At 55.4% G+C, this 20060-nt stretch carries 18 protein-coding genes; 11 read left to right on the top strand and 7 right to left on the bottom strand.

Features of this window, described 5'->3' with window-relative positions; all coding sequences use genetic code 11:
* Positions 1-5: 5 nt before the first annotated feature.
* Positions 6-986, bottom strand: a complete 981-nt coding sequence (locus HVE01_RS15825) for a TRAP transporter substrate-binding protein (protein WP_146945070.1) — start codon at positions 984-986, stop codon at positions 6-8.
* 310 nt (positions 987-1296) lie between these two features.
* On the opposite strand from HVE01_RS15825, the gene HVE01_RS15820 reads away from it, so the two are divergent.
* Positions 1297-2064, top strand: coding sequence for an SDR family NAD(P)-dependent oxidoreductase (locus HVE01_RS15820; RefSeq protein ID WP_146945069.1), 768 nt, complete (start codon positions 1297-1299; stop codon positions 2062-2064).
* An 18-nt stretch (positions 2065-2082) separates the two neighbouring features.
* Here the strand turns inward: HVE01_RS15820 and HVE01_RS15815 are convergent, their stop codons facing one another.
* Positions 2083-2985 carry a LysR substrate-binding domain-containing protein gene (locus HVE01_RS15815; protein WP_125751730.1) on the bottom strand — a complete coding sequence of 301 codons (903 nt, stop codon included), beginning with the start codon at positions 2983-2985 and terminating at the stop codon, positions 2083-2085.
* A 151-nt stretch (positions 2986-3136) separates the two neighbouring features.
* Between HVE01_RS15815 and HVE01_RS15810 the strand changes: the two genes are divergently transcribed.
* Both HVE01_RS15810 and HVE01_RS15805 read left to right on the top strand, forming a co-directional pair.
* Positions 3137-4342, top strand: a complete 1206-nt coding sequence (locus HVE01_RS15810; RefSeq protein ID WP_125751733.1) for a CaiB/BaiF CoA transferase family protein — start codon at positions 3137-3139, stop codon at positions 4340-4342.
* Positions 4343-4352: 10 nt separating this feature from the next.
* Entirely contained in the window at positions 4353-5315 is a 963-nt protein-coding gene (locus HVE01_RS15805) for a hydroxymethylglutaryl-CoA lyase (RefSeq protein ID WP_241006753.1), read from the top strand.
* A gap of 2 nt (positions 5316-5317) precedes the next feature.
* Here the strand turns inward: HVE01_RS15805 and HVE01_RS15800 are convergent, their stop codons facing one another.
* The 4 genes from HVE01_RS15800 to speB form a co-directional block, all read right to left on the bottom strand.
* A complete protein-coding gene (locus HVE01_RS15800) occupies positions 5318-6778 on the bottom strand; it encodes an aldehyde dehydrogenase family protein (RefSeq protein ID WP_146945068.1) in 1461 nt (486 codons plus the stop codon).
* The gene (locus HVE01_RS15795; protein ID WP_146945067.1) at positions 6779-8443 is read right to left on the bottom strand and encodes a 5-guanidino-2-oxopentanoate decarboxylase; all 1665 of its coding nucleotides are present in this window, start codon (positions 8441-8443) and stop codon (positions 6779-6781) included.
* 11 nt (positions 8444-8454) lie between these two features.
* Positions 8455-9837 carry a YjiH family protein gene (locus HVE01_RS15790; protein ID WP_125751744.1) on the bottom strand — a complete coding sequence of 461 codons (1383 nt, stop codon included), beginning with the start codon at positions 9835-9837 and terminating at the stop codon, positions 8455-8457.
* A gap of 136 nt (positions 9838-9973) precedes the next feature.
* A complete protein-coding gene (gene speB / locus HVE01_RS15785) occupies positions 9974-10924 on the bottom strand; it encodes an agmatinase (RefSeq protein ID WP_125751748.1) in 951 nt (316 codons plus the stop codon).
* Positions 10925-11123: 199 nt separating this feature from the next.
* Here speB and HVE01_RS15780 point away from each other — a divergent pair, with 199 nt between their 5' ends.
* From HVE01_RS15780 to HVE01_RS15760, 5 genes are all read left to right on the top strand, one after another.
* Positions 11124-12536, top strand: a complete 1413-nt coding sequence (locus tag HVE01_RS15780) for a sigma-54 interaction domain-containing protein (protein ID WP_125751751.1) — start codon at positions 11124-11126, stop codon at positions 12534-12536.
* Between the two features lie 114 nt (positions 12537-12650).
* Positions 12651-13781: an ABC transporter ATP-binding protein gene (locus HVE01_RS15775; protein WP_125751754.1), complete on the top strand. Its 1131-nt coding sequence runs from the start codon at positions 12651-12653 to the stop codon at positions 13779-13781.
* Between the two features lie 29 nt (positions 13782-13810).
* Positions 13811-15091, top strand: coding sequence for an ABC transporter substrate-binding protein (locus HVE01_RS15770; protein WP_146945066.1), 1281 nt, complete (start codon positions 13811-13813; stop codon positions 15089-15091).
* Positions 15092-15154: 63 nt separating this feature from the next.
* The gene (locus HVE01_RS15765) at positions 15155-16039 is read left to right on the top strand and encodes a carbohydrate ABC transporter permease (protein WP_146945065.1); all 885 of its coding nucleotides are present in this window, start codon (positions 15155-15157) and stop codon (positions 16037-16039) included.
* Complete coding sequence (locus HVE01_RS15760; RefSeq protein ID WP_146945064.1) at positions 16036-16872, top strand: carbohydrate ABC transporter permease; 837 nt, start codon at positions 16036-16038, stop codon at positions 16870-16872. The genes HVE01_RS15765 and HVE01_RS15760 overlap by 4 nt, the downstream gene beginning before the upstream one ends.
* 5 nt (positions 16873-16877) lie before the next feature.
* Here HVE01_RS15760 and mtnA read toward each other — a convergent pair whose 3' ends face one another.
* Complete coding sequence (gene mtnA / locus HVE01_RS15755; protein WP_146945063.1) at positions 16878-17903, bottom strand: S-methyl-5-thioribose-1-phosphate isomerase; 1026 nt, start codon at positions 17901-17903, stop codon at positions 16878-16880.
* A gap of 111 nt (positions 17904-18014) precedes the next feature.
* Here mtnA and mtnB point away from each other — a divergent pair, with 111 nt between their 5' ends.
* The 3 genes from mtnB to HVE01_RS15740 are packed head-to-tail and all read left to right on the top strand — an operon-like array spanning position 18015 to position 19848.
* Complete coding sequence (gene mtnB / locus HVE01_RS15750) at positions 18015-18605, top strand: methylthioribulose 1-phosphate dehydratase (RefSeq protein WP_146945062.1); 591 nt, start codon at positions 18015-18017, stop codon at positions 18603-18605.
* Positions 18602-19288: an acireductone synthase gene (gene mtnC, locus HVE01_RS15745; RefSeq protein WP_146945061.1), complete on the top strand. Its 687-nt coding sequence runs from the start codon at positions 18602-18604 to the stop codon at positions 19286-19288. The genes mtnB and mtnC overlap by 4 nt, the downstream gene beginning before the upstream one ends.
* 11 nt (positions 19289-19299) lie before the next feature.
* Positions 19300-19848, top strand: a complete 549-nt coding sequence (locus tag HVE01_RS15740; protein WP_146945060.1) for a 1,2-dihydroxy-3-keto-5-methylthiopentene dioxygenase — start codon at positions 19300-19302, stop codon at positions 19846-19848.
* The last annotated feature ends 212 nt before the right edge of the window (positions 19849-20060 follow it).

The raw sequence follows: 20060 nt of genomic DNA, 5'->3' as shown, positions 1-20060 counted from the left end.
GGCAATTACTGACTTTCATTACCTAACGCATCTTCACGCACACCATCAGCCATATCGGCCATGACACGATCAATCGCAGGCAACGCTGCTTCGCGGAAAGGTGCCACATCCGGCTCAATGATGGTCATCCCTTCATCCTGCAGCGCTTTTAGATAGAACTCGTCAAGTTCACGCTCTTGCTCTGAACCGTATTGACGAGCTACGTCGATCGCCTCTTCGATCAATGCCTGATCATCGACTTCTAAGCCATCCCACCAGCGTGAACTGGCTATCCAGCTCCACGGAAACTGCACGTGGCTGGTCATAATGATGTGATCCTGAACTTCCCAAAGGCGGCGGGTATAGGGCGAGGAGAGCGAGTTTTCATGGCCATCGACTTGACCGGTTTGCATGGCCAAGTAAATTTCCGGCGCGGGAACGTTCACTACCTGGGCGCCGATCTCTTCCCACACCTTAAGCCACACGGGGAGCGATGGCAGACGCAAACGGAAGCCGTCTAAGTCCTCAGGGCTATTGATTGCCTTGTTGGCGGTCATATGGCGTGGGCCACGGTGCTGCAAACCAAAATACTTAAGCCCGCCTTGGTTCTCAGCCTGCTCGATCAATGCCTGGCCAGAAGGGCTTTCCATATAGGCGTCGACTTCGTCCCAGGTTGAAAAAACAAACGGCACGGTAATAGCGTCATACTCTGGCGCATACTGCTGGCGCCAGTTACCGCCTGTGATAGCGATCTGGGTCTGCCCTAAATTGAGCAGCTCCAGCACCGCGTTTTCACCACCGAGTGAGCCTGCTAGAAAAGGACGCACCTCAAAACGGCCCGGTGCCTGCTCTTCTAGGTACTCGGCAAAGCGCTCAACCGCTGCGCTTTCAGAGCCGCCTTCGCTCATGGTGTTGTTAACTTGAATTTCGATCGGATTTGCCAAGGCAAAGGGGGCCGCCGTTAGCATACCCAGGGTGGCCAGCGTGGTAAGCAATGTTGTCCGCATAGGATGACTCTCTACGGTTGTCGTTATTGGATGTGGTTATGGTTATTAAGCGTGATACCTATCACAGCATTTTTGCTGTTTGATTGATCTTGAAACAAGCAGCCAAGCGGCTCAAATCGACGTTCATGAAGGCTGACTTCGTCAAATACGATGGCTAGAAACGCCGCTTATAGCGCGCTTCACTACGCACCTTATTATTAGTGTACGACCAAAGATGAATATCTACTGCACCCTTAGGCTATCTCAATGGCGCTTGTCTGCTACTTTTTAGCAGTGGTTTTAACCGCTATGTTCGCCAGGAGCTTTCATCATGCACGAAGTCAAACCCGTCGTATTTATTACCGGCGCCACTTCTGGGATCGGCCTTGCTTGTGCCCACCGTTTTGCCCAAGCAGGCTGGTCACTGGTGTTAACAGGGCGGCGTCAAACTCGCTTAGAGGCGCTCTATCACTCACTGAAAAACAAAGTAGCTGTGCACACTGCCCAACTGGATGTCAGCAACCCACAAGACGTTGCCAACGTGGTTGCAGCGTTGCCAGAACGCTTTCAGCAGGTGTATACCCTGATCAATAATGCAGGGCTAGCGCTGGGTAAGGGACCAGCACAAAACGCAGAGCTGGATGACTGGCATCGCATGATTGATACCAACGTCAAAGGGGTAGTAACCGTTACGCGCCACCTATTGCCCAAACTCATCGCCGCTGGCCCTGGTTCAACGGTCATTAATCTGGGTTCTATCGCCGCTCATACGCCTTATCCAGGTGGGCATGTGTATGGCGCCACCAAAGCCTTTGTAGAACAGTTTAGCTATAACCTGCGCTGCGACGTTGGCCCCCAGGGCGTTAGAGTGACCGACCTCGCTCCAGGGATGACAGCGAGTGAGTTTACGTTGGTTCGGATGAAAGGTGACCACCAGGTAGCCGATAGCTACTACGCAGGAGCGCAACCGCTCCAGCCTGAGGATATAGCCGACCAAGCGTTCCATATAGCCTCACTTCCGCCGCATATCAATATCACGCGCTTAGAAGTGATGCCGCTTTGCCAGCAGTGGTCGGCCCCCACAATACTGCGAGATTAAGCAGCGACTTGATCAACCTTATAACGCTGAATGCTTTTCTGCGGTTAGAAGGTCCACCATGTGCCTTGCCGTGACAGGAAGTGTTGCGTAGCGGCGCACGCCAATCACAAGCTCCCGCTGGGCCCAGGCGTCGTTCAATGGGATGCTTTTAAGCTGCAGATCACCTAGCTCGCGGTAGATCGTTTGTTCTGGTAGCACGCCGACCCCCATACCATGGTGGATCATGCGGCAAATAGCATCAAAGCTACGTACTTGAATGCGCATTCGCAGCGCTTTCCCCGATAGGTTAGCCTGCTCAAACAATAGCGCTTGCAGTGAAGCATCTTGCTGCAAGCCGATGAAGTCGAAAGCCAGCGCTTCATTGAAGGCAATGCTACTTCGCTCCGCTAGAGGGTGTTTGTCAGGCGTGACTAGCACTAAGCGGTCACGCCGATACGGGATTATCTGTAAGTCTGGCGCAGCTACATGCCCAGCAAAAATGCCGATATCGGTTAAGCCGTCTCTCACGGCGGCAATAATTTCACTACTGACCCGCTCTTGCAGGTCGATTTTAATTTCAGGGTAGTGGCGAGAGAACGCGCTGAGATCTTGGGGAAGGAACGCGATGATTGCTGAGGTATTGGAATGGATACGCACATGCCCACGCACGCCTTCACCATATTCGCTAAGCTCTGCCTGTAAGCGTTCAACGTTGTCGAGTATGCGCCGCGCATGATGCAAAAATGCCTGCCCTGCCGGGGTTAGCTCCACGCCACGGGGCTTACGGTAAAGTAGCGTTGTCCCGACCAAGCTTTCAAGATCGCTCATTCGCTTGCTAACGGCGGCAAGGGCTAGGTGTTCGCGTTCGGCAGCCGCGGTCAGGCGGCCTTCGTCTGCAACAGAGATAAACAGCTTGAGCGTAAAAAAATCAAAGCGGCGCATCTCGGCAAACTCCTGAAAAGTAACCTGACTATGCTAGCGCATACCTTCGCCAGTCACGAAACCTTTGTTACCCATTGCCTAATTGTCGCACCTCAGCAGCTCACGCATGCTGGTAGGCAACAATATTAACGACACGACCAGGAGAGTCTTAATGCACGCTCCCGAAGCTCGCCAGCTTCCCTTAGAAGGCCTGAAAGTTCTTGAACTTGGGCAGCTCATTGCAGGCCCATTTGCGACCAAGCTGTTGGGCGAATTTGGTGCCGATGTGATTAAAGTTGAGCCGCCCGGCACTGGCGACCCCCTTCGCAAATGGCGAATGCTTGAGGAAGGCACCTCGCTTTGGTGGCACGTACAGAGCCGTAACAAGCGCTCGGTGGCGCTGGACTTGCGCAGTGAAGAGGGCCAAGCGCTGGTGCGCAAACTCGCTACCGAGGCTGATGTAGTGGTGGAGAACTTCCGCCCAGGCACATTAGATAACTGGGGGCTGGGCTGGCAAGCACTCTCAAAACTCAACCCACGGTTAATCATGGTGCATATTTCCGGCTACGGGCAAACAGGCCCTTACCGCGACAAGCCCGGCTTTGGTGTGGTGGGTGAAGCCATGGGTGGACTGCGTTATCTCACTGGTCAGCCGGGAGAGCCCTCTGTGCGCGTAGGCGTGAGCATTGGTGATTCGCTGTCCGCACTTTACGCTGTCATCGGCACCTTGCTGGCACTGCAAGAGCGTAATCGCAGCGGCCTGGGACAAGAGATCGACGTGGCGCTGTATGAGTCGGTATTTGCCATGATGGAGAGCCTGCTGCCGGAATTCGATGCCAGCGGCCAAGTGCGCGAACCTAGCGGCAGCGCCCTCCCCGGCATTACGCCTTCTAACGCTTACCGCTGCCAGGGCGGCGATTACGTACTGATTGCCGGTAACGGCGACAGCATTTTTAAACGCCTGATGGGCGTGATTGGCCGTGATGATCTGGCCAACGACCCCGCGCTAGCCCACAACGATGGCCGCAGCCAGCAGGCTGAAATGATCGACGCAGCGATTCAAGCGTGGTCTGAAGAGCGCCCAAGAGAGGCGATTCTTAAAGCGCTGGATGAGGCACGTGTGCCAGCAGGCTATCCGTACACCGCCGAAGATATTGCCTTTGACCCCCATTACTTGGCGCGGGAAATGATTCAAACCTTCACCCGTCCCAACGGCAAACCATTAAAAGTACCCGGTGTACTGCCCAAACTTAGCGCTACCCCAGGGCGACTCGGCGATGGCGGCCCGGCGCTTGGCCAGCATACCGATGATGTGCTGGATGAGCTGGGCATTGACCAGGAAACCCGCGCCAAACTGCGTCAAGCGGGCATTATTTAAGGAGAGCGCAATGCACAAGTCCACGAGTCAACCCATGCTCTGCCCCACAGCACCCTGTCCTACCAAAATAGAAATTAATGAAGTCGCCCCGCGTGACGGCCTGCAGATTGAAGCGCGCTTTGTACCCACAGACGATAAAATCCGCTGGATCGACGCACTCTCCACCACCGGCCTGCGGCGCATCGAGGCAACGTCGTTTACGTCCCCCAAAGCGATTCCTAACCTGCGCGATGCCGCTGAGGTTGTCACAGGTATTCAGCGTCGGGCAGGCGTCGATATCAGCGTATTAGTGCCTAACCTTAAGGGCATGGAGCGCGCGCTTGCCTGCCAGGTGGATGAGATTAATTTGGTGATGTCGGCAAGCGATAGCCATGGCTTGGCTAACCTGCGCATGACACCAGAGCAGTCGCTTGAGCAATTTGCTGCGATTGTGGAGGCCAGCCAAGGCAGCGGCGTATTTATCAACGCCTCGCTTTCGACCACCTTTGGCTGCCCGTTTGAAGGCGAGGTGCCTGAAACGCGGGTGCTTACGCTGGTGGAACAGCTGATCGCGCTGGGCATTCAGGGTGTCACGCTATGCGACACTACGGGCATGGCCAACCCAGCCCAGGTGAGGCGCCTGTGCGACGCCGTGCTTGAGCGATGGCCGGAAACGCCGTTCACCCTGCACTTTCACAACACGCGTGGCATGGGCTTAGCCAACGCGCTGGCGGCGTGGCAGGCGGGCATTAACCGCTTTGATGCGTCGTTAGGCGGGCTGGGGGGCTGCCCTTTTGCCCCAGGCGCTAGCGGTAATGTATGCACCGAAGACTTAGTGCATATGTTCGCTGCGATGGGGGTCGATACCGGCGTCGATTTAGATGCGCTGCTTGACGTTGCCGCTACCCTGCCGACACTTATCGGCCACGATGTGCCCGGGCAAGTGGTAAAAGCCGGGAAGTCATCCCGGCGTTATGCGATGCCCAAGCGTTAGTCTTACGCCGGCCCAATCACATGCTTCACTTCCAGGTAGGCACTTAGCCCCCAGGGGCCAAGTTCACGCCCAATACCGCTGCGCTTGAAGCCGCCCCAGGCGGTTTCAGGCAGCACCAGCTGCTCGCTGTTGTACCAAATGCTACCGGCTTTTAGCTGGCGACTAATACGCTTCGCCCGCTCAGGGTCACCGCTAATCACCGTCGCAGCTAATCCATAAGCGCTATCGTTGGCGAGCTTAATCGCCTCTGCTTCGCTGGTAACGCTGCGTGCGCAGAGCACCGGACCGAAAATCTCCTCTTGCCACAAGCGGCTTTCCAGCGGTACATCACGGTAAAGCGTCGGCGCTAAAAAGTAGCCCTGGGCGGGTAACGTGCGATGGGTAATATCGCGCACTGCCGTTAGGCCTTCTTGCACCGCCAAGTCTAAATAGCGCTGTACCGCATCGCGCTGCTTAGCGCTGGTCAGCGGCCCTAAGTCAGTGCCTTCCGCCAGTGGGTCGCCCAGGGTTAGCGCATCCATCCGCTCAGCCAGGGCGGTGTAGAGTGCTTCTGCCACGTTTTCATGTACCAGTAAACGCGAAGTCGCCGAACAGATTTGCCCGGCATTAAAGTAAATACCCGCCATTACCCAGTCGGCGGCTTGAGCGGGGTCGGCGTCTTCCATTACCAGAATCGGCGATTTTCCACCTAGCTCTAAAGAGACACTGGCGGTGCGAACGGCAGCCGTTTGCATGACCGTTTCGCCGACTCGGTTACTGCCCGTAAAGGAGATTTTATCTACACCTGGGTGATTGGTTAGCGGTGCGCCAATGCCCTCGCCGTCACCATTAAGCAGGTTCAGCACACCTGCTGGCAGGGCAATCTCCAGGGCAATTTCTGCCAGTGCTAACTCGGGGAGCGGCGTTACCTCTGACGGTTTGAGCACTGCGGTGCAGCCTGCCGCTAACGCAGGCGCCAGCTTCCAGGCGCTTGTCACCAGCGGAAAGTTCCAGGGAGCAATCAACCCCACAACGCCCACAGGGTCATGATACGTGCGCGCCTCGACGCCCTCCATTGCCACACGAACCAACTCACCTTGGCGAGCATCTAACGCCCTGGCCTGCTTGGCGTAATAACGATAACAGGCAATTGCGTCGTCCAGGTCAATGCCTGCTTCTGCCAACGGTTTACCGTTATTAGTGGCTGAAAGAGTGATTAGCGCTTCTCGACGGGCTTCCAACGCATCGGCAAAGCTATCTAGGTACTTTGCACGCGCAGCTCCACCCAACGCTTGCCAAGCAGGTTGTGCTTGCTGAGCAGCTTTAACGGCAGCGTCGACATCTGCCGCGTCCCCTGCCGTGACCTGGGCAATACGCGCTTCGCGATAAGGGTTCATCACATCGAGCATGCGTGTGCCTGCTGAGGCAACCCATTGGTTGTTAATGAACTGCTGATTGATAACTTGCTGGTCGAGTAACGGCATCTAGGTATCCTGGTCGGAAATTCGGCACGCACGCTGCCAAGCAGCCGCGTCTATTTCAATGAGTAACGGGCCATTTGAAACGCGCTTAGCGAGTGAGTTTGCAAGCTCCTCAGGGCTTTCAACCCGCTCGCTTGGGCAACCAAACCCTTCGGCCAAAGTAAGAAAGTTAGGGGCTTGAATATCCACGCCCAAACGGGCCACACCGTTGGCATCCATATAGCGGCGAATTTCTTCGTAGCCTGCGTTGTGCCACAGCACAATCACCACCGGCAGGCGTTCCTCCACCGCGGTAGCAAGCTCAGCAAGGGTGAACATCACCCCACCATCACCGACAAGCGCCACCACAGGTAGATCAGCGCGAGCTAACTGCGCCCCTAGCGCTGCCGGCAGCCCATAGCCCAAGGTGCCGTAGCCGGTAGAGGCATTGAAATAACGCCTTGGCGCTGGCTGGCTGACTAGGTGGTTGCCCGCATACACCGGTGCAGTGGAGTCACCCACCAAAATCGCCTCAGGCAGATGGTCAGCCAGGGTTTTATAAAGCGGCACGAAGTCGCTAAAAGCCGGATCGTTAACCAGGTTAAGTGCGCTCAACGTAGTGGCTGTTCGTTCAATACCGCGTTCAACACCGTGGCGCTGCAAAGGTTCGGGGAAATGAGCGAGTAGGAGCGCTAGGCTACGTCCGGCATCGCCCACTAAACCAAGCGTTGTATGCTGGTTGCGCACCAGTTGTTCAGGGTCGAGATCAATACGAATCAATTTGCCATTGAGGTGAAAGCCACCATCAAACACGACATCGTAGTCGGTCTCGCCAAGTTCGGTGCCCACCGCCAAAATCACATCGGCGTTAGCGGCCAGTTCACGCACCGCTGGCAGCGCTGCGTTAGCCCCCAAGTCTAACGGGTGGTCGCGACCCAGCAGCCCTTTAGCGTTGATAGTCGTCACCGCTGGGGCATCAAGCCTCTCTACCAATGCCCGCGCAGCCTCTGGCGCTGCCACACAGCCACCACCTAACAGCAGCAAAGGTTGCTTCGCGGCCTTTAACAAGCGGGCAGCTTCGGCAAGCCCATCCGGGTCAGGCGCTGCTCGGTAAAGCGATGGCACTGGCCAACTGGCCGGAGCCTTCACCGGCGCATTGAACAGATCAATCGGAATTTCAATATGCACCGGACCAGGGCGCGCACCATTGAAGATCGCAAAGGCGCGAGCCAGCACATCAGGCAACGTATTGGCATCTAATAGCGTGTGGCTAAAGCGTGACACGCCGCTGATCATCTGCTGCTGGCTGGGCAGCTCGTGCAGCCGACCTTGGCCCATGCCCAGCGTATCGCGGCGGTTAACGCTGGAGATCACCAGCATGGGGATAGAGTCTGCTAAGGCTTGGCCCATCGCAGTGGCAATATTGGTCATTCCCGGGCCAGTGATAATCAGACATACCCCAGGCTGACCGCTGGCGCGGGCATAGCCGTCGGCCATAAACCCGGCACCCTGCTCATGGCGCGGGGTTACGTGGCGCACATCGCTACCTTCAAGCCCTCGGTACAGCTCCACCGTGTGAACGCCAGGGATACCGAACAGAGTTTGAACTCCATAGGTTTCGCGCAGCAGGCGGATCAACAGCTCGGCACAGGTCGTCGTTGAGTGATTGCGCATGGCGTCAGCGTTCATGACAGGCCCCCTCAGAAGAAAAATGTATGGGCCATAAAGGCGATGATGGGCAGCGTAATGGCCGTGCGCAGTAAGAAAACGGCGGCTAACTCCCAGAGCTTGATAGGGATTTTTGATTTAAGTAGTAGCGCACCAATTTCCGACATATACACCAGCTGTGTCATGGACAAGCAAGCGATCACAAAGCGGGTCAGCTCGCTTTCAATATTCGTCGCCAGCACCGCTGGTAAGAACATATCGGCAAACCCGACCAGCGTCGCTGGCGCAGCCGCTTGTGCTTCAGGGATACGCAGCAACTCAAGCACTGGCACCATGGGGTAAGAGAGCCAGGTAAACAGCGGCGTAAACTCGGCTAAAATCAGCGCGACAGTGCCGATGGCAAATACCAAAGGCAGCAGTGTCAAAAAGATATCAACCACGTTGAGGAGTGCTAAACGCACCAGCTCTTTTGGCCCTGGCGCATCCGCTGCCCGGCGAGTTGCCTGGAGCAAGCTGTAACGAAACAGCCCTACATTTTCGGTGCGTTTCTCGCGTAACTGGCAGCCAACAGGTTCGTAGTAGTCGTTAGATTTGAGCGATAGAGGGGGAATCCGTGCCACGATAATGGCAGCAATCAACCCTGACATGACTACCGTAAAATAGAACTGTACGAAGAGATGATTGATATCAACAAAGTTCGTCACCAATAAACTAAACGCGATGGAAGCCACTGAAAAGTTAGTCGCAATGACCGATGCCTCGCGAGCATTGTAATACCCCTGCTCATACTGTTGGGCAGTGATCAATACACCCACGGTGCCTGACCCCATCCAAGAGGCCGTTGCATCGATAGCGCTGCGTCCTGGGAGATTAAAAATCTTCCGAAACGGCTTGCGCACCATGGTGCCGATAAATTCCATAAAGCCAAATTCGACTAGAAACGGTAGCAGAATCGCCGCAAAGAAGAAGAACGTCAGTAGCACCGGCGCTAAATCATTGAGCATTACGCCGCCAGTATACGATGCCGTCACAAATTCGGGGCCGACTTGGAAAAAGGTCATGACGACAAAAATGGCACCTAAGATGCGCATCACTACCCAAATAGTGTCGACGTCAAACATATCTTGAAAGTGACCATGTTGCGCCCAGTTGGGCTTTGCCACTTTAACGTAAAGCGTTATCACCACAGACAAACATAGGACTAGCATAGCAATGACAGGTAGCGCAGAGCCAAGCAGCGACTGCAACCCATCGGCCATCAGCCCCATGCCAATGTTAATCGTACCTCCCACTTGAAAAGGCACCAAAAACAATAGGATGCCAATTAAGGATGGGATCAAAAATTTCAGCAAATGAGCACGATGGATTGGAGTCGACGGCTCGGCGTCATCCAATTTTACTTGAGAGAAAGACATACGGTTCACCTGTTGGAAGTGATTATTGGAGGTGGGCTGGTGGCGTCCTGGCAGGCAATAAGCAACCTGCCATTTCTCTGACCATTAGCGCTTTGTCAGGTAAGCGCTTTTTATTTATTAGCTATTTCAGGACAGCTTAATCACTGTGTTTCACGCCCGGCAGCACACAGAGCATTTCGTACAGCAGTGTGGCGCCCATCAATGCGGTATTACCGCTGGGATCATAAGGAGGCGACACTTCCACTAGATCACAGCCGACGATGTTCAAGCCTGCCGCACCGCGGACAATTTCTAGCCCCTGGGCTGAGGTCAGTCCGCCCATCTCTACCGTTCCCGTCCCTGGTGCAACGGATGGGTCCAGGCCATCGATATCGAAGCTGATATAGACAGGCACATCGCCCATCTGCTCACGCACTTCTTTCATCAAGGGGGCAAGCGAGCGATGCCAGCACTCTTCAGCGGGAACAACACGGAAACCCTGGCTGCGGCACCAATCAAAATCTTCAGCCGCGTAACCGGTACCACGAAGACCGATTTGCACCACTTTGCCGTGGGCTAACAAGCCTTCTTCCTGGGCACGACGAAACGGCGTGCCATGGGCAATCGGCTCACCGAACATGTGCTCATTTACATCGGCATGGGCATCAATATGGATCAGCCCCACTGGCCCATGCTTTTTAGCAATGGCACGTAAAATGGGCAGTGTCAGGGTGTGTTCGCCACCCAGTGTTAGCGGAATGCAGTTGTGTTTAAGCACGTCATCATAAAAGGCCGTGATGATGTCGACGCTTTTGGGCAGGTGAAACGTGTTGATGGGCACGTCACCTATATCGGCCACTTGTAAACTTTCAAACGGGGCGGCGCGGGTCGCCATGTTATAGGGTCGAAGCATGCGAGATTCATCACGAATCTGACGTGGGCCAAGACGCGTACCAGGCCGGTTAGACGTACCAATATCCATTGGAATACCGATAAAAGCAGCGTCTAAGCCAGCAGCACTTTCCTGAGTGGGTAAACGCATCATAGTGGCTGGCCCACCAAAGCGCGGCATACTATTGCCCCCAAGCGGCTGGTTAAAATCAGACATACAGATCTCCTTGGCGTTGTTCGTGTTGTAGCGCTGAATAACAACTACATTGCACAGAACATGCCAAGTCTCTGAACGCCCTAACCATAGGGTTCCCAGTCATTAACGATGCAGTAATGAATCAAAATCACGTACACTCAAGTCATCTATGCATCATTGATGCAAAAATGAATCGCAAGTTACTCAAGAGACAAGCGCTGTGAGTGAAATCGATAAGTGCGTGCTAAAAACCATTGTCGAAACCGCCAACGATCATTTCTTCATCGTCAGCGGGGAGGGTCGAGTGCTTGATATCAGCCCCGGCGCTGAGGCTGTTTATGGCGCGCCCCGGGAAGAGTTGCTAGGTAGTAGCGTTTACCAGCTTCAGCAAGCAGGCATTTTGAAGCCATCCATCACCTTGGAAGTAATGCGCACCCACCAGCCGGCCCAACTGATGCAGGTAACCGGTACCGGGCGCCGTGTGATAGCTCAGGCCTACCCCGTCTTTGTGAATGGAAAGTTAGAGCGTGTTATCAGCCGCTCCAGAGACTTAACCGATTTGCAGCTCCTACAAGACGAATATGCACTACTCCAGAAACGCTTTAGTGAGCACTTAAAACGTAGCCAAGCAGCCCACGGTGCCGAGGAACAAGCGCTGGACGACGCGCTGGATAACTTACAGGTGAGAAGTCACGTTATGCGTGAAGTCGCCCTGCTTCTCAAACGGGTCGCCCCCTCGGACGCTAATGTATTGATGCTGGGAGAGTCGGGCGTGGGGAAAACCGCGTTTGCCAAACAGTTGCACCGTTGGAGCCAGCGCCATAACCATCCCTTTATTGAGGTTAACTGTGCGGCCATTCCCGAAAACTTATTTGAGTCTGAGATGTTTGGCTATCAGCCCGGCGCGTTCAGCGGCGCGGCTCGCCAAGGAAAAGCAGGCTTATTAGAGCAAGCGGAAGGTGGCACGCTGTTTCTCGATGAAATCGGTGAGCTCCCCTTATTAATGCAAACCAAACTATTAAAAGTCATCCAGGACGGCAGCCTTACCCGGTTAGGCGATACACGACCGCGCAAAGTGGACTTTCGCTTAGTTGTCGCCACGAATCAGAATCTAGCTAAACAAGTAGAAGCAGGCCTATTTCGCCTGGACCTTTACTACCGTCTCAACGTCATACCGGTCACGCTTCCTCCTTTACGCGACCGCCGAGAAGATATTCCGGACCTCGTGGAAGCCTGTTTGAAACGCCTTAACCAACGCTATGGGCGGCAAAAAATCCTGGGCAACCCAGTGTGGTCAACGTTAATGGGAAGCGACTGGCCAGGTAACGTCCGCGAGCTTGAAAACTGGTTGGAAAGAGCTTGGCTCTCCAGCCCAACGGATCAAATTGAAGCACCTAGCCTTCCTACGCAGCAGCCCCCTGCTAATCTGCCGCAAACGCCAACCTCTTCGCCAAGAGCCGCCTTAGCCCCCGAAGAAACCCTAAAGCAGTACCTAGCCAGACTAGAGCGCGAAACACTGGAAGCGTTGAGCAAAACGCTTCCCAGCACGTACGCCATCGCTGAACGGCTGGGGATTAGTCAATCCAGCGTGGTGCGCAGGCTGCAGCGTTATGGCATCAAAGTCACCAAGTGAATTTTCTGCTTGACACAACGGCTGTCATCAACCATCCATGTAAGTGTCATGCAACGGCAACACCTTCAACACAAGCTGAACCAATAACAACCAGCAGCCGGTGATGTGTGTGCTATGTCAAACCAATCGCGTATTCGCTTGGAACGCGTCACTAAACGTTGGGACGCGGCCACTGCCGTCGATGACATCTCCTTCGACGTCACGCCTGGGCAATTTGTCATTCTGCTCGGCCCTTCAGGCTGTGGTAAATCCACCACGCTGCGCATGATCGCAGGCCTGGAAGAGGCTAGCGACGGGCGTATTTATATCGGCGAGCGCGACGTTACCCGCCTGCCGCCCGGCGACCGTGGGCTGAGCATGGTGTTTCAGTCCTACGCGCTGTTTCCACATTTGAACGTTGCCGACAACATCGTTTTTGGCCTGCGCAGCCGCAAGGTACCCAAAGATGAGCAGCGCCAGCGACTAGCCAAGGTCGCCGAACTGGTTGATTTAACCGATTACCTAGACCGCAAACCTGCGCAACTTTCCGGCGGCCAACGCCAGCGGGTTGCTTTGGCGCGTTCAATTATCTCCGAACACCCGATCTGCCTGATGGATGAACCGCTATCCAATCTGGACGCTCGGCTGCGCAGCGACATGCGTAGGGAAATCAAAGCACTACACAGTCGCCTGACTATGACGGTGATTTACGTCACCCACGACCAAGTGGAAGCGATGAGCATGGGAGATCGTGTAATTCTGATGCAGCACGGCAAAATCGTCCAGGACGGCACCCCTGACGAGCTTTATAACCGCCCTGCTAGCGCTTTTGCCGCCAGTTTCATTGGCAGCCCTGCCATGAACCTGCTGCCCCTAGTGGCCGGTAAAAATGGCGCCGTTATCGAAGGCGAACCTAGTACCCCCGTAGCCCCCTTGGATGCCGCTGGTGGACACTTGGGCATCCGCCCGGAAGATCTCGAACTGCGTATCGCACCCGGTTCCGGCGTACCCGCTAACGTATTAAGTGAAGAGTATCTGGGAGCGGATACCATTGCTTATGTGGCAGTGGGGTCGCACACCCTACGCGTGCGGCTTAGCGGCAAGCAGGCGCTGGCAGGTCAGCCATGCAGCCTCTACTGGACGCCAGAGAATACACACCTTTTCGATGCCGAAGGTCTGCGGCGGGATGACCTGACGCCGCTCCCCTTACCTAGCTCATCGCGAAGCGTTCCTCGCCCACCGGCGGTGGGCTCTTTCCAACACTGACAGCAGTATTGACACTTGCGGAGTCTCTTATGCGTTTGCGTACCCCTTTTGCAATGACCGCCCTGGCAGCGGGCTTGTTAAGCGCCGCCCAGGTAAACGCGGATAGCGTCGATCTGACCATGTACTACCCGGTCGCAGTGGGCGGTGCACTCACCGACGTCGTTGATACGCTGGTGGCAGAGTTTGAAAGCGAGTACCCCGATATCAATGTGGAAGCGATTTACGCCGGTAACTACGACGACACCCGCGTGCGCGCTATGTCGGCAATGGAAGCGGGCGAAACGCCGCAGCTATCGGTCATGTTCTCCATTGATCTTTACGAGCTGATTGAGCAGAACGCCATCGTCGCTTTTGATGATCTAGTCGAAACCGCTGAAGAGCGCGAATGGCTCAATAGCTTCTACCCAGGGCTGATGGAAAATGGCCAGTTGGATGGCAAAACCTACGGCATCCCCTTCCAGCGCTCCACCATCGTACTGTTCTGGAACAAAGACGCCTTTGAAGCCGCTGGCCTAGACCCCGAAACACCCCCGGAAAACTGGCAAGAGATGGCCGAGATGGCCGCCACCGTGCGCGAAGCCTCCAATGGCGAGCAGTGGGGCGTGATGGTGCCATCGACCGGCTACCCCTACTGGATGTTCCAGGCCTTTGCCTTTCAGAACGGCCACCGGCTAATGAGCGAAGATGGCACCGAGGTCTACTTCGACGACCCCGCAGCGGTTGAAGCGCTAGAGTACTGGGTATCGCTAGCCACCGAGCACAATGCCATGCCCGACGGCACCATTGAGTGGGGCACCCTGCGCCAGAACTTCCTTGAACAGTCCACGGCAATGATGTGGCACACCACGGGCAACCTAACCGCCGTACGTAGCGAAGCCAATTTTGATTTTGGCGTCGCCATGCTGCCGATGAAAACCCAGCGCGGCAGCCCCACCGGCGGCGGTAACTTCTACATTTTTGAAGATACGACGGAAGAAGAGCAACGCGCGGCGATGACCTTTATTCGTTGGATGACGGCTCCCGAGCGAGCTGCCGCCTGGTCGATTGAGACTGGCTATATGGGCGTTAGCCCCGCTGCCTACGAAACCGACGCGCTACAAGGCTATGTAGAAGAGTTCCCACCTGCCGCGGTCGCCCGCGACCAGCTTGAACACGGCACGGCAGAGCTTTCCACTTACCAGGGTGGCCGCATTCGCCGCGCCTTGGATAACGCCGTGCAAGCAGCGCTGACCGGCCAAATGACAGCGCAAGAAGCGCTTAGCCAAGCGCAGCAAGAGGCCGATAGCGTGTTACGCCGCTACGCCCGCTAATCGTTAGCCATTTTACTGTTCGCCGGGGCATGCCCCGGCTTTTCCAACGTGCGGTACGTCTCTATGTCATTCACCAACCACCGCAAAATGCAGCTCTACGGTGCGCTTCTGCTACTGCCCGCTGCGGTACTGCTAACGACGTTTGCTTATTTACCGACCGTAACGACGCTTATTAACAGTCTGTTTTTACCCGGCTTTCGCGGTGCACCCACTGAATTCGTCGGCCTTGAAAATTATCAGGTGTTGTTCGATGACCCGACGTTTTGGAAAGTAGCGCGTAACAACTTAATCTACGCCGTCGGTACGATTCCTACGTCTATCGCGCTGGCCTTGGGTATGGCGCTATTCGTCAATGGCAAGCTTCGCGGGCGGGGCTTTGTGCGCATGGCCTACTTTACGCCGACGATTCTTCCCATGATCGCCGCGGCCAATATCTGGATGTTTTTCTACGCGCCGCAGATCGGCCTATTCAATAAACTGCTCGGTATGCTGGGCTTATCCGGAGTGAACTGGCTGGGTGATCCAAGCATTGCTTTAAGCTCGGTGATCGTGATGTCGGTGTGGAAAGAAGCCGGCTTTTTTATGATCTTCTACTTAGCGGCGCTCCAGAGTATGCCCCCCGAGTTAAAAGAGGCGGCTGATTTAGAAGGCACTAGCCGTTGGAGCTTTTTCTGGCGGGTGACATTTCCACTGTTGATGCCCACCACGCTGTTTGTGCTCATCAATGCGCTGATTAACTCGGTGCGGGTCGTGGATCACCTATTTATCTTGACCAAGGGTGGGCCCAACAACGCCACCAACCTGCTGCTCTACTACGTTTACGAGAATGCGTTCTCGTTCTTTGACCGCACCACGGCAGCTACCATTACGGTGGTGATTCTGCTGGTGCTCGCGGTAGTGGCGACGTTTAAGTTCACGATTTTAGATCGCAGGACGCACTATCAATGAATACGACCACTGCGCCCCGCTCCCGCTTCTTCTCAATTCCAGCGCTGGAAACCGTGGCCGCGTGGCTACTGGCGATTATTTGGATTTTTCCGCTGCTGTATGCTTTTTGGGCGGCCTTCCACCCCAGCGAGTTTATGGTCAACTTTGCGCTCTTCGCCCCGCTGACGTTGGAGAACTTCGCTAACGCTTGGTCTCAAGCGCCCTTTGCCCGCTACTACTTGAACACCTTTGCACTGGTGACAGGGGTGGTCATCGGTCAATTTGTGGTCTGCACCCTGGCGGCGTTTGCCTTTGCGCGCTTTCCGATTCCCGGCAAGAACGTTCTGTTTATGCTGGTGCTGATTCAGCTCTTTGTGTTCCCAGAAGTGCTGATTGTCGAAAACTACCGCATCGCCAGTGAGCTGGGGCTGATCAATACCATCACCGGGATTGGCTTACCTTACGTGGCCAGCGCCTTGGGTATTTTTCTGCTTCGCCAAACCTTTAAAACCATTCCAAGGGAGCTGGAAGATGCCGCCCGCATCGAAGGCTGCAACTGGTTGGAAATTCTCTGGAAGGTCTACGTACCGCTCGCTAAGCCCACCTACCTTGCTTACGGGCTGGTCTCGATTAGCCACCACTGGAATAACTTTATCTGGCCATTAGTGGTGACCAACTCAGTAGAGAGCCGCCCGCTAACGGTAGGATTAGGGGTGTTTTCCGCGCCCGAAACCGGCGTGAACTGGGCGACCGTTAGCGCGGCGACGCTGTTAAGCATCGCCCCACTACTGATTGCCTTTTTGCTCTTTCAACGCCAGTTCGTGCAATCGTTTTTACGGGCAGGAATTCGCTAAGACCGCTATCTTTCTGCATGCCCCTGGCAGTGATCGCCACGCGCTATCGCGGCGGCATCAAAGGTGCCAGTGTCTAGCACCCAGGCAGTGACCAGCTTGGCGGGAGTTACATCAAAGGCTGGGTTCCACACGGGAGCATTCTCGGGAGCCCAGACTGCATCGCCGAAAGCACCTGAAACACCACGAATTTCTGCCGCATCACGCTGTTCAATAGGAATATCGGCGCCAGTGACGCAGGCGGGATCTACCGTGGTGTAAGGGGCCACTACATAGAACGGCACCTGATGATAGTGAGCAATCACCGCCAGCATGTAAGTACCCACTTTGTTGGCGAAGTCACCGTTGGCGCAAATGCGGTCGGCACCGACCATGACCTTATCGACTTTCCCTGCGGCCATTAAGCTCGCGGCCATGCTGTCAGCAATCAATTGATAGAAGATACCTAAGTCGGCCATTTCCCAAGCGGTTAAACGGCCACCTTGCAGCAGCGGGCGGGTTTCATCCACATACACATGCAGCGTTACACCGCGCCGCTTGGCAACTGCGAGTGCGCCGATAGCGGTGCCAACGCCTGCGGTGGCCAGCGCCCCGGTATTGCAGTGGGTTAATATGCGGTCGCCTGATTGCAAAAGGTCAGCTCCCCGCTCGGCCATGCGCTGGCAAAGTGCGCGGTCTTCTGCAAACAATTCAGCGGCGCGCTCAGCCAGGGCGGCAGCCCCTTGCTCAAAGCAGGCTTCCATAGCATCCAGGCAATACATCAGGTTCACTGCGGTGGGTCGTGTAGCACGTAAGCGATCACTTACCAACTGCCAGTCACCTTGCGGATGACGCGCGGCAGTCTGCGCCAGTACAAAGGCCGCACTCAAACCAATCAGCGGCGCGCCGCGAATCGCTAGATTTTTCACCGCACGCTGCCACTCTTCTGGCGAGTCACAGCGCACCCACTGCTCCTTCTGAGGCAGTTGGGTTTGATCCAAATACTCAAGGTGGTCGGCGTAGACCCGTAAACTGCGTGACTGTAGATGTGGCATTGCTGGACTCCTTGAGCACTTGAACTTGACTAGCAGAACAACGGCGCGGCTTATCAGCCGCGAAGCTTATCATATAGAATGGCTGCTACTAGATGAGGCGACGCAGATCCTATGATGACGCTACAAACTGAACTGCTGGCCGCCATTTCATGGGCGGCGCAGCAAGGCTGGACACCCGCTACCGGCGGTAACTTTTCCGCCCGTACCGAGGCGGGCTATCTTGTCACCGCTTCTGGCCGGGATAAAACCCGCATTCAGGCCGATGACCTCTTGCTCTGCAACCTGGATGGCAAGGTGCTATCCGGTGATGGTAAACCTAGCGCAGAAAGTGATCTTCACGCTGCGCTTTACCGGTTAGACCCGACCATCAACTGCGTGCTGCATACCCATACCCTAGCCAGCACTGTGCTGTCACGGCGCTTTCCAAACGGCATTGAGCTAAGTGGCTTCGAGATGCAAAAAGCCCTGCAGGGCAACGTGACTCATGATGCCTCGGTTCTTTTACCTGTGGTACCAAATTCCCAAGATATGGACGAGCTAGCGGAGCATGTACGCAGCGGCTGGCCGATGCCCTGGGGCTTTTTGGTGACGGGGCACGGTATTTATGCCGTGGGCGATAGCATCGCTAGTTGCCGTCGGCACTTGGAAGCCATTGAATTTTTACTGTCCTGTGTACTTGAAGAGAGCCGGTGGTCTAAATGAGTAACCCTGCTGTTCGCGCCGTTGTCACCGATATCGAAGGCACCACCACGGATATTAACTTCGTCCATAAGGTGCTGTTTCCCTACGCTCAAGCCAAGCTGCCCGATTTTTTGCGGGCAAATGCTGACTCTCCAGAGGTTGCCGAGCAAATTAGCGCCGTACGCCGCGAAATGGGCGACGCTGATGCCACGCTGGAAGCAGTCATTGCGCAGTTGCTACATTGGATCGAGACTGATCAAAAAGTCACGCCGCTGAAAGCACTGCAAGGCATGGTGTGGGCCGATGGCTATCAGCGTGGCGATTTTAAAGGCCATTTGTATAGCGACGTCGCCCCGGTGCTGCGCCAGTGGCAGCAGGCAGGCAAAGCACTGTACGTGTATTCGTCAGGTTCCGTGCAGGCGCAAAAGCTGCTGTTTGGCTACAGCGATGAAGGCGATTTAACCCCCCTGTTTAGCGGCTACTTCGACACCCATATTGGCCATAAGCGCGAAGCCACAGCCTATCAGCGAATTATCGCTGAGCTTGACCTGCCGCCGGAAGCGGTGCTGTTCTTGTCGGACGTAGTCGAAGAGCTGGACGCAGCCAAGCAGGCGGGCATGCAAACCCTACAGTTAGTTCGCGAAGGCACCCAGGCAGGCAACACCCATGCTTGCGTTACCCGCTTTGATGAAATAACGCTTTAGGAAAGCCTAGAATGTCACAACTAAAAGTATTTGCTGATCAGAACCCCAATGACGCCCTGCTAGACATCACTGACGGCGAACAGATAACTGCGGAACTAAACAAGGTGGGGGTGTTGTTTGAGCGCTGGGCAACGCCGGGCGAGATTGCCGACGACGCCACCCAGGAAGATATTTTGGCGCTCTACCAAGACGATATCGACCGGGTAAAGGCCATCGGCGGCTATCAAACCGTCGATGTGCTGCACATGGTGCCCACGCACCCAGACAAAGACGCCATGCGCCAAAAGTTCTTAAACGAGCACCGTCATCACGAAGACGAAGTGCGCTTCTTCGTCAAGGGCCAGGGGCTTTTCTGCCTGCATATTGAAGACAAGGTGTATCAGGTACTGTGTACCCGCAATGACCTGATCAGCGTACCCGCGAACACGCCCCATTGGTTCGATATGGGCCCAGTGCCAGAATTCACTGCACTGCGCTTCTTCGATAACGTTGAAGGCTGGGTGCCCCACTGGACAGAGAGCGATATCGCCGGGAAGTTTGATCGCTTGGATCAGCTTTGATTAGTGAATAGTGAATCGGAAGTAGTGAATCGTGGGAGGCAGTTGTAGCGCGGCGTAAGCGTCAGCGCACCCGCGAAGCAACGCGCTAGCGGTGCCGAAGGTGGCACCGAGGCTGGATCAGGCGCGTAGGCATTACCCAGGCGGCTGGCGCCGCCGTCGCGGGTGCCTCATACACTCGTCCCTCGCGAGATTCGTTACACCGCGCTACTGGG

Source organism: Vreelandella venusta (assembly GCF_007989605.1).
GTDB lineage: Bacteria > Pseudomonadota > Gammaproteobacteria > Pseudomonadales > Halomonadaceae > Vreelandella > Vreelandella venusta.
Note: the sequence above shows the minus strand (reverse complement) of the source record. Positions and strands in the feature narration are given on the sequence as shown.

Excerpts from the sequence above, each read along its gene's own strand:
- HVE01_RS15790 (WP_125751744.1), bottom strand. The coding sequence starts at position 9,837 with ATGTCTTTCTCTCAAGTAAAATTGGATGACGCCGAGCCGTCGACTCCA.
- speB (WP_125751748.1), bottom strand. The coding sequence starts at position 10,924 with ATGTCTGATTTTAACCAGCCGCTTGGGGGCAATAGTATGCCGCGCTTT.
- mtnB (WP_146945062.1), top strand. The coding sequence starts at position 18,015 with ATGATGACGCTACAAACTGAACTGCTGGCCGCCATTTCATGGGCGGCG.
- HVE01_RS15760 (WP_146945064.1), top strand. The coding sequence starts at position 16,036 with ATGAATACGACCACTGCGCCCCGCTCCCGCTTCTTCTCAATTCCAGCG.
- HVE01_RS15740 (WP_146945060.1), top strand. The coding sequence starts at position 19,300 with ATGTCACAACTAAAAGTATTTGCTGATCAGAACCCCAATGACGCCCTG.
- HVE01_RS15825 (WP_146945070.1), bottom strand. The coding sequence starts at position 986 with ATGCGGACAACATTGCTTACCACGCTGGCCACCCTGGGTATGCTAACG.
- HVE01_RS15810 (WP_125751733.1), top strand. The coding sequence starts at position 3,137 with ATGCACGCTCCCGAAGCTCGCCAGCTTCCCTTAGAAGGCCTGAAAGTT.
- mtnC (WP_146945061.1), top strand. The coding sequence starts at position 18,602 with ATGAGTAACCCTGCTGTTCGCGCCGTTGTCACCGATATCGAAGGCACC.
- HVE01_RS15775 (WP_125751754.1), top strand. The coding sequence starts at position 12,651 with ATGTCAAACCAATCGCGTATTCGCTTGGAACGCGTCACTAAACGTTGG.
- mtnA (WP_146945063.1), bottom strand. The coding sequence starts at position 17,903 with ATGCCACATCTACAGTCACGCAGTTTACGGGTCTACGCCGACCACCTT.
- HVE01_RS15800 (WP_146945068.1), bottom strand. The coding sequence starts at position 6,778 with ATGCCGTTACTCGACCAGCAAGTTATCAATCAGCAGTTCATTAACAAC.
- HVE01_RS15765 (WP_146945065.1), top strand. The coding sequence starts at position 15,155 with ATGTCATTCACCAACCACCGCAAAATGCAGCTCTACGGTGCGCTTCTG.
- HVE01_RS15770 (WP_146945066.1), top strand. The coding sequence starts at position 13,811 with ATGCGTTTGCGTACCCCTTTTGCAATGACCGCCCTGGCAGCGGGCTTG.
- HVE01_RS15795 (WP_146945067.1), bottom strand. The coding sequence starts at position 8,443 with ATGAACGCTGACGCCATGCGCAATCACTCAACGACGACCTGTGCCGAG.
- HVE01_RS15815 (WP_125751730.1), bottom strand. The coding sequence starts at position 2,985 with ATGCGCCGCTTTGATTTTTTTACGCTCAAGCTGTTTATCTCTGTTGCA.
- HVE01_RS15805 (WP_241006753.1), top strand. The coding sequence starts at position 4,353 with ATGCACAAGTCCACGAGTCAACCCATGCTCTGCCCCACAGCACCCTGT.
- HVE01_RS15820 (WP_146945069.1), top strand. The coding sequence starts at position 1,297 with ATGCACGAAGTCAAACCCGTCGTATTTATTACCGGCGCCACTTCTGGG.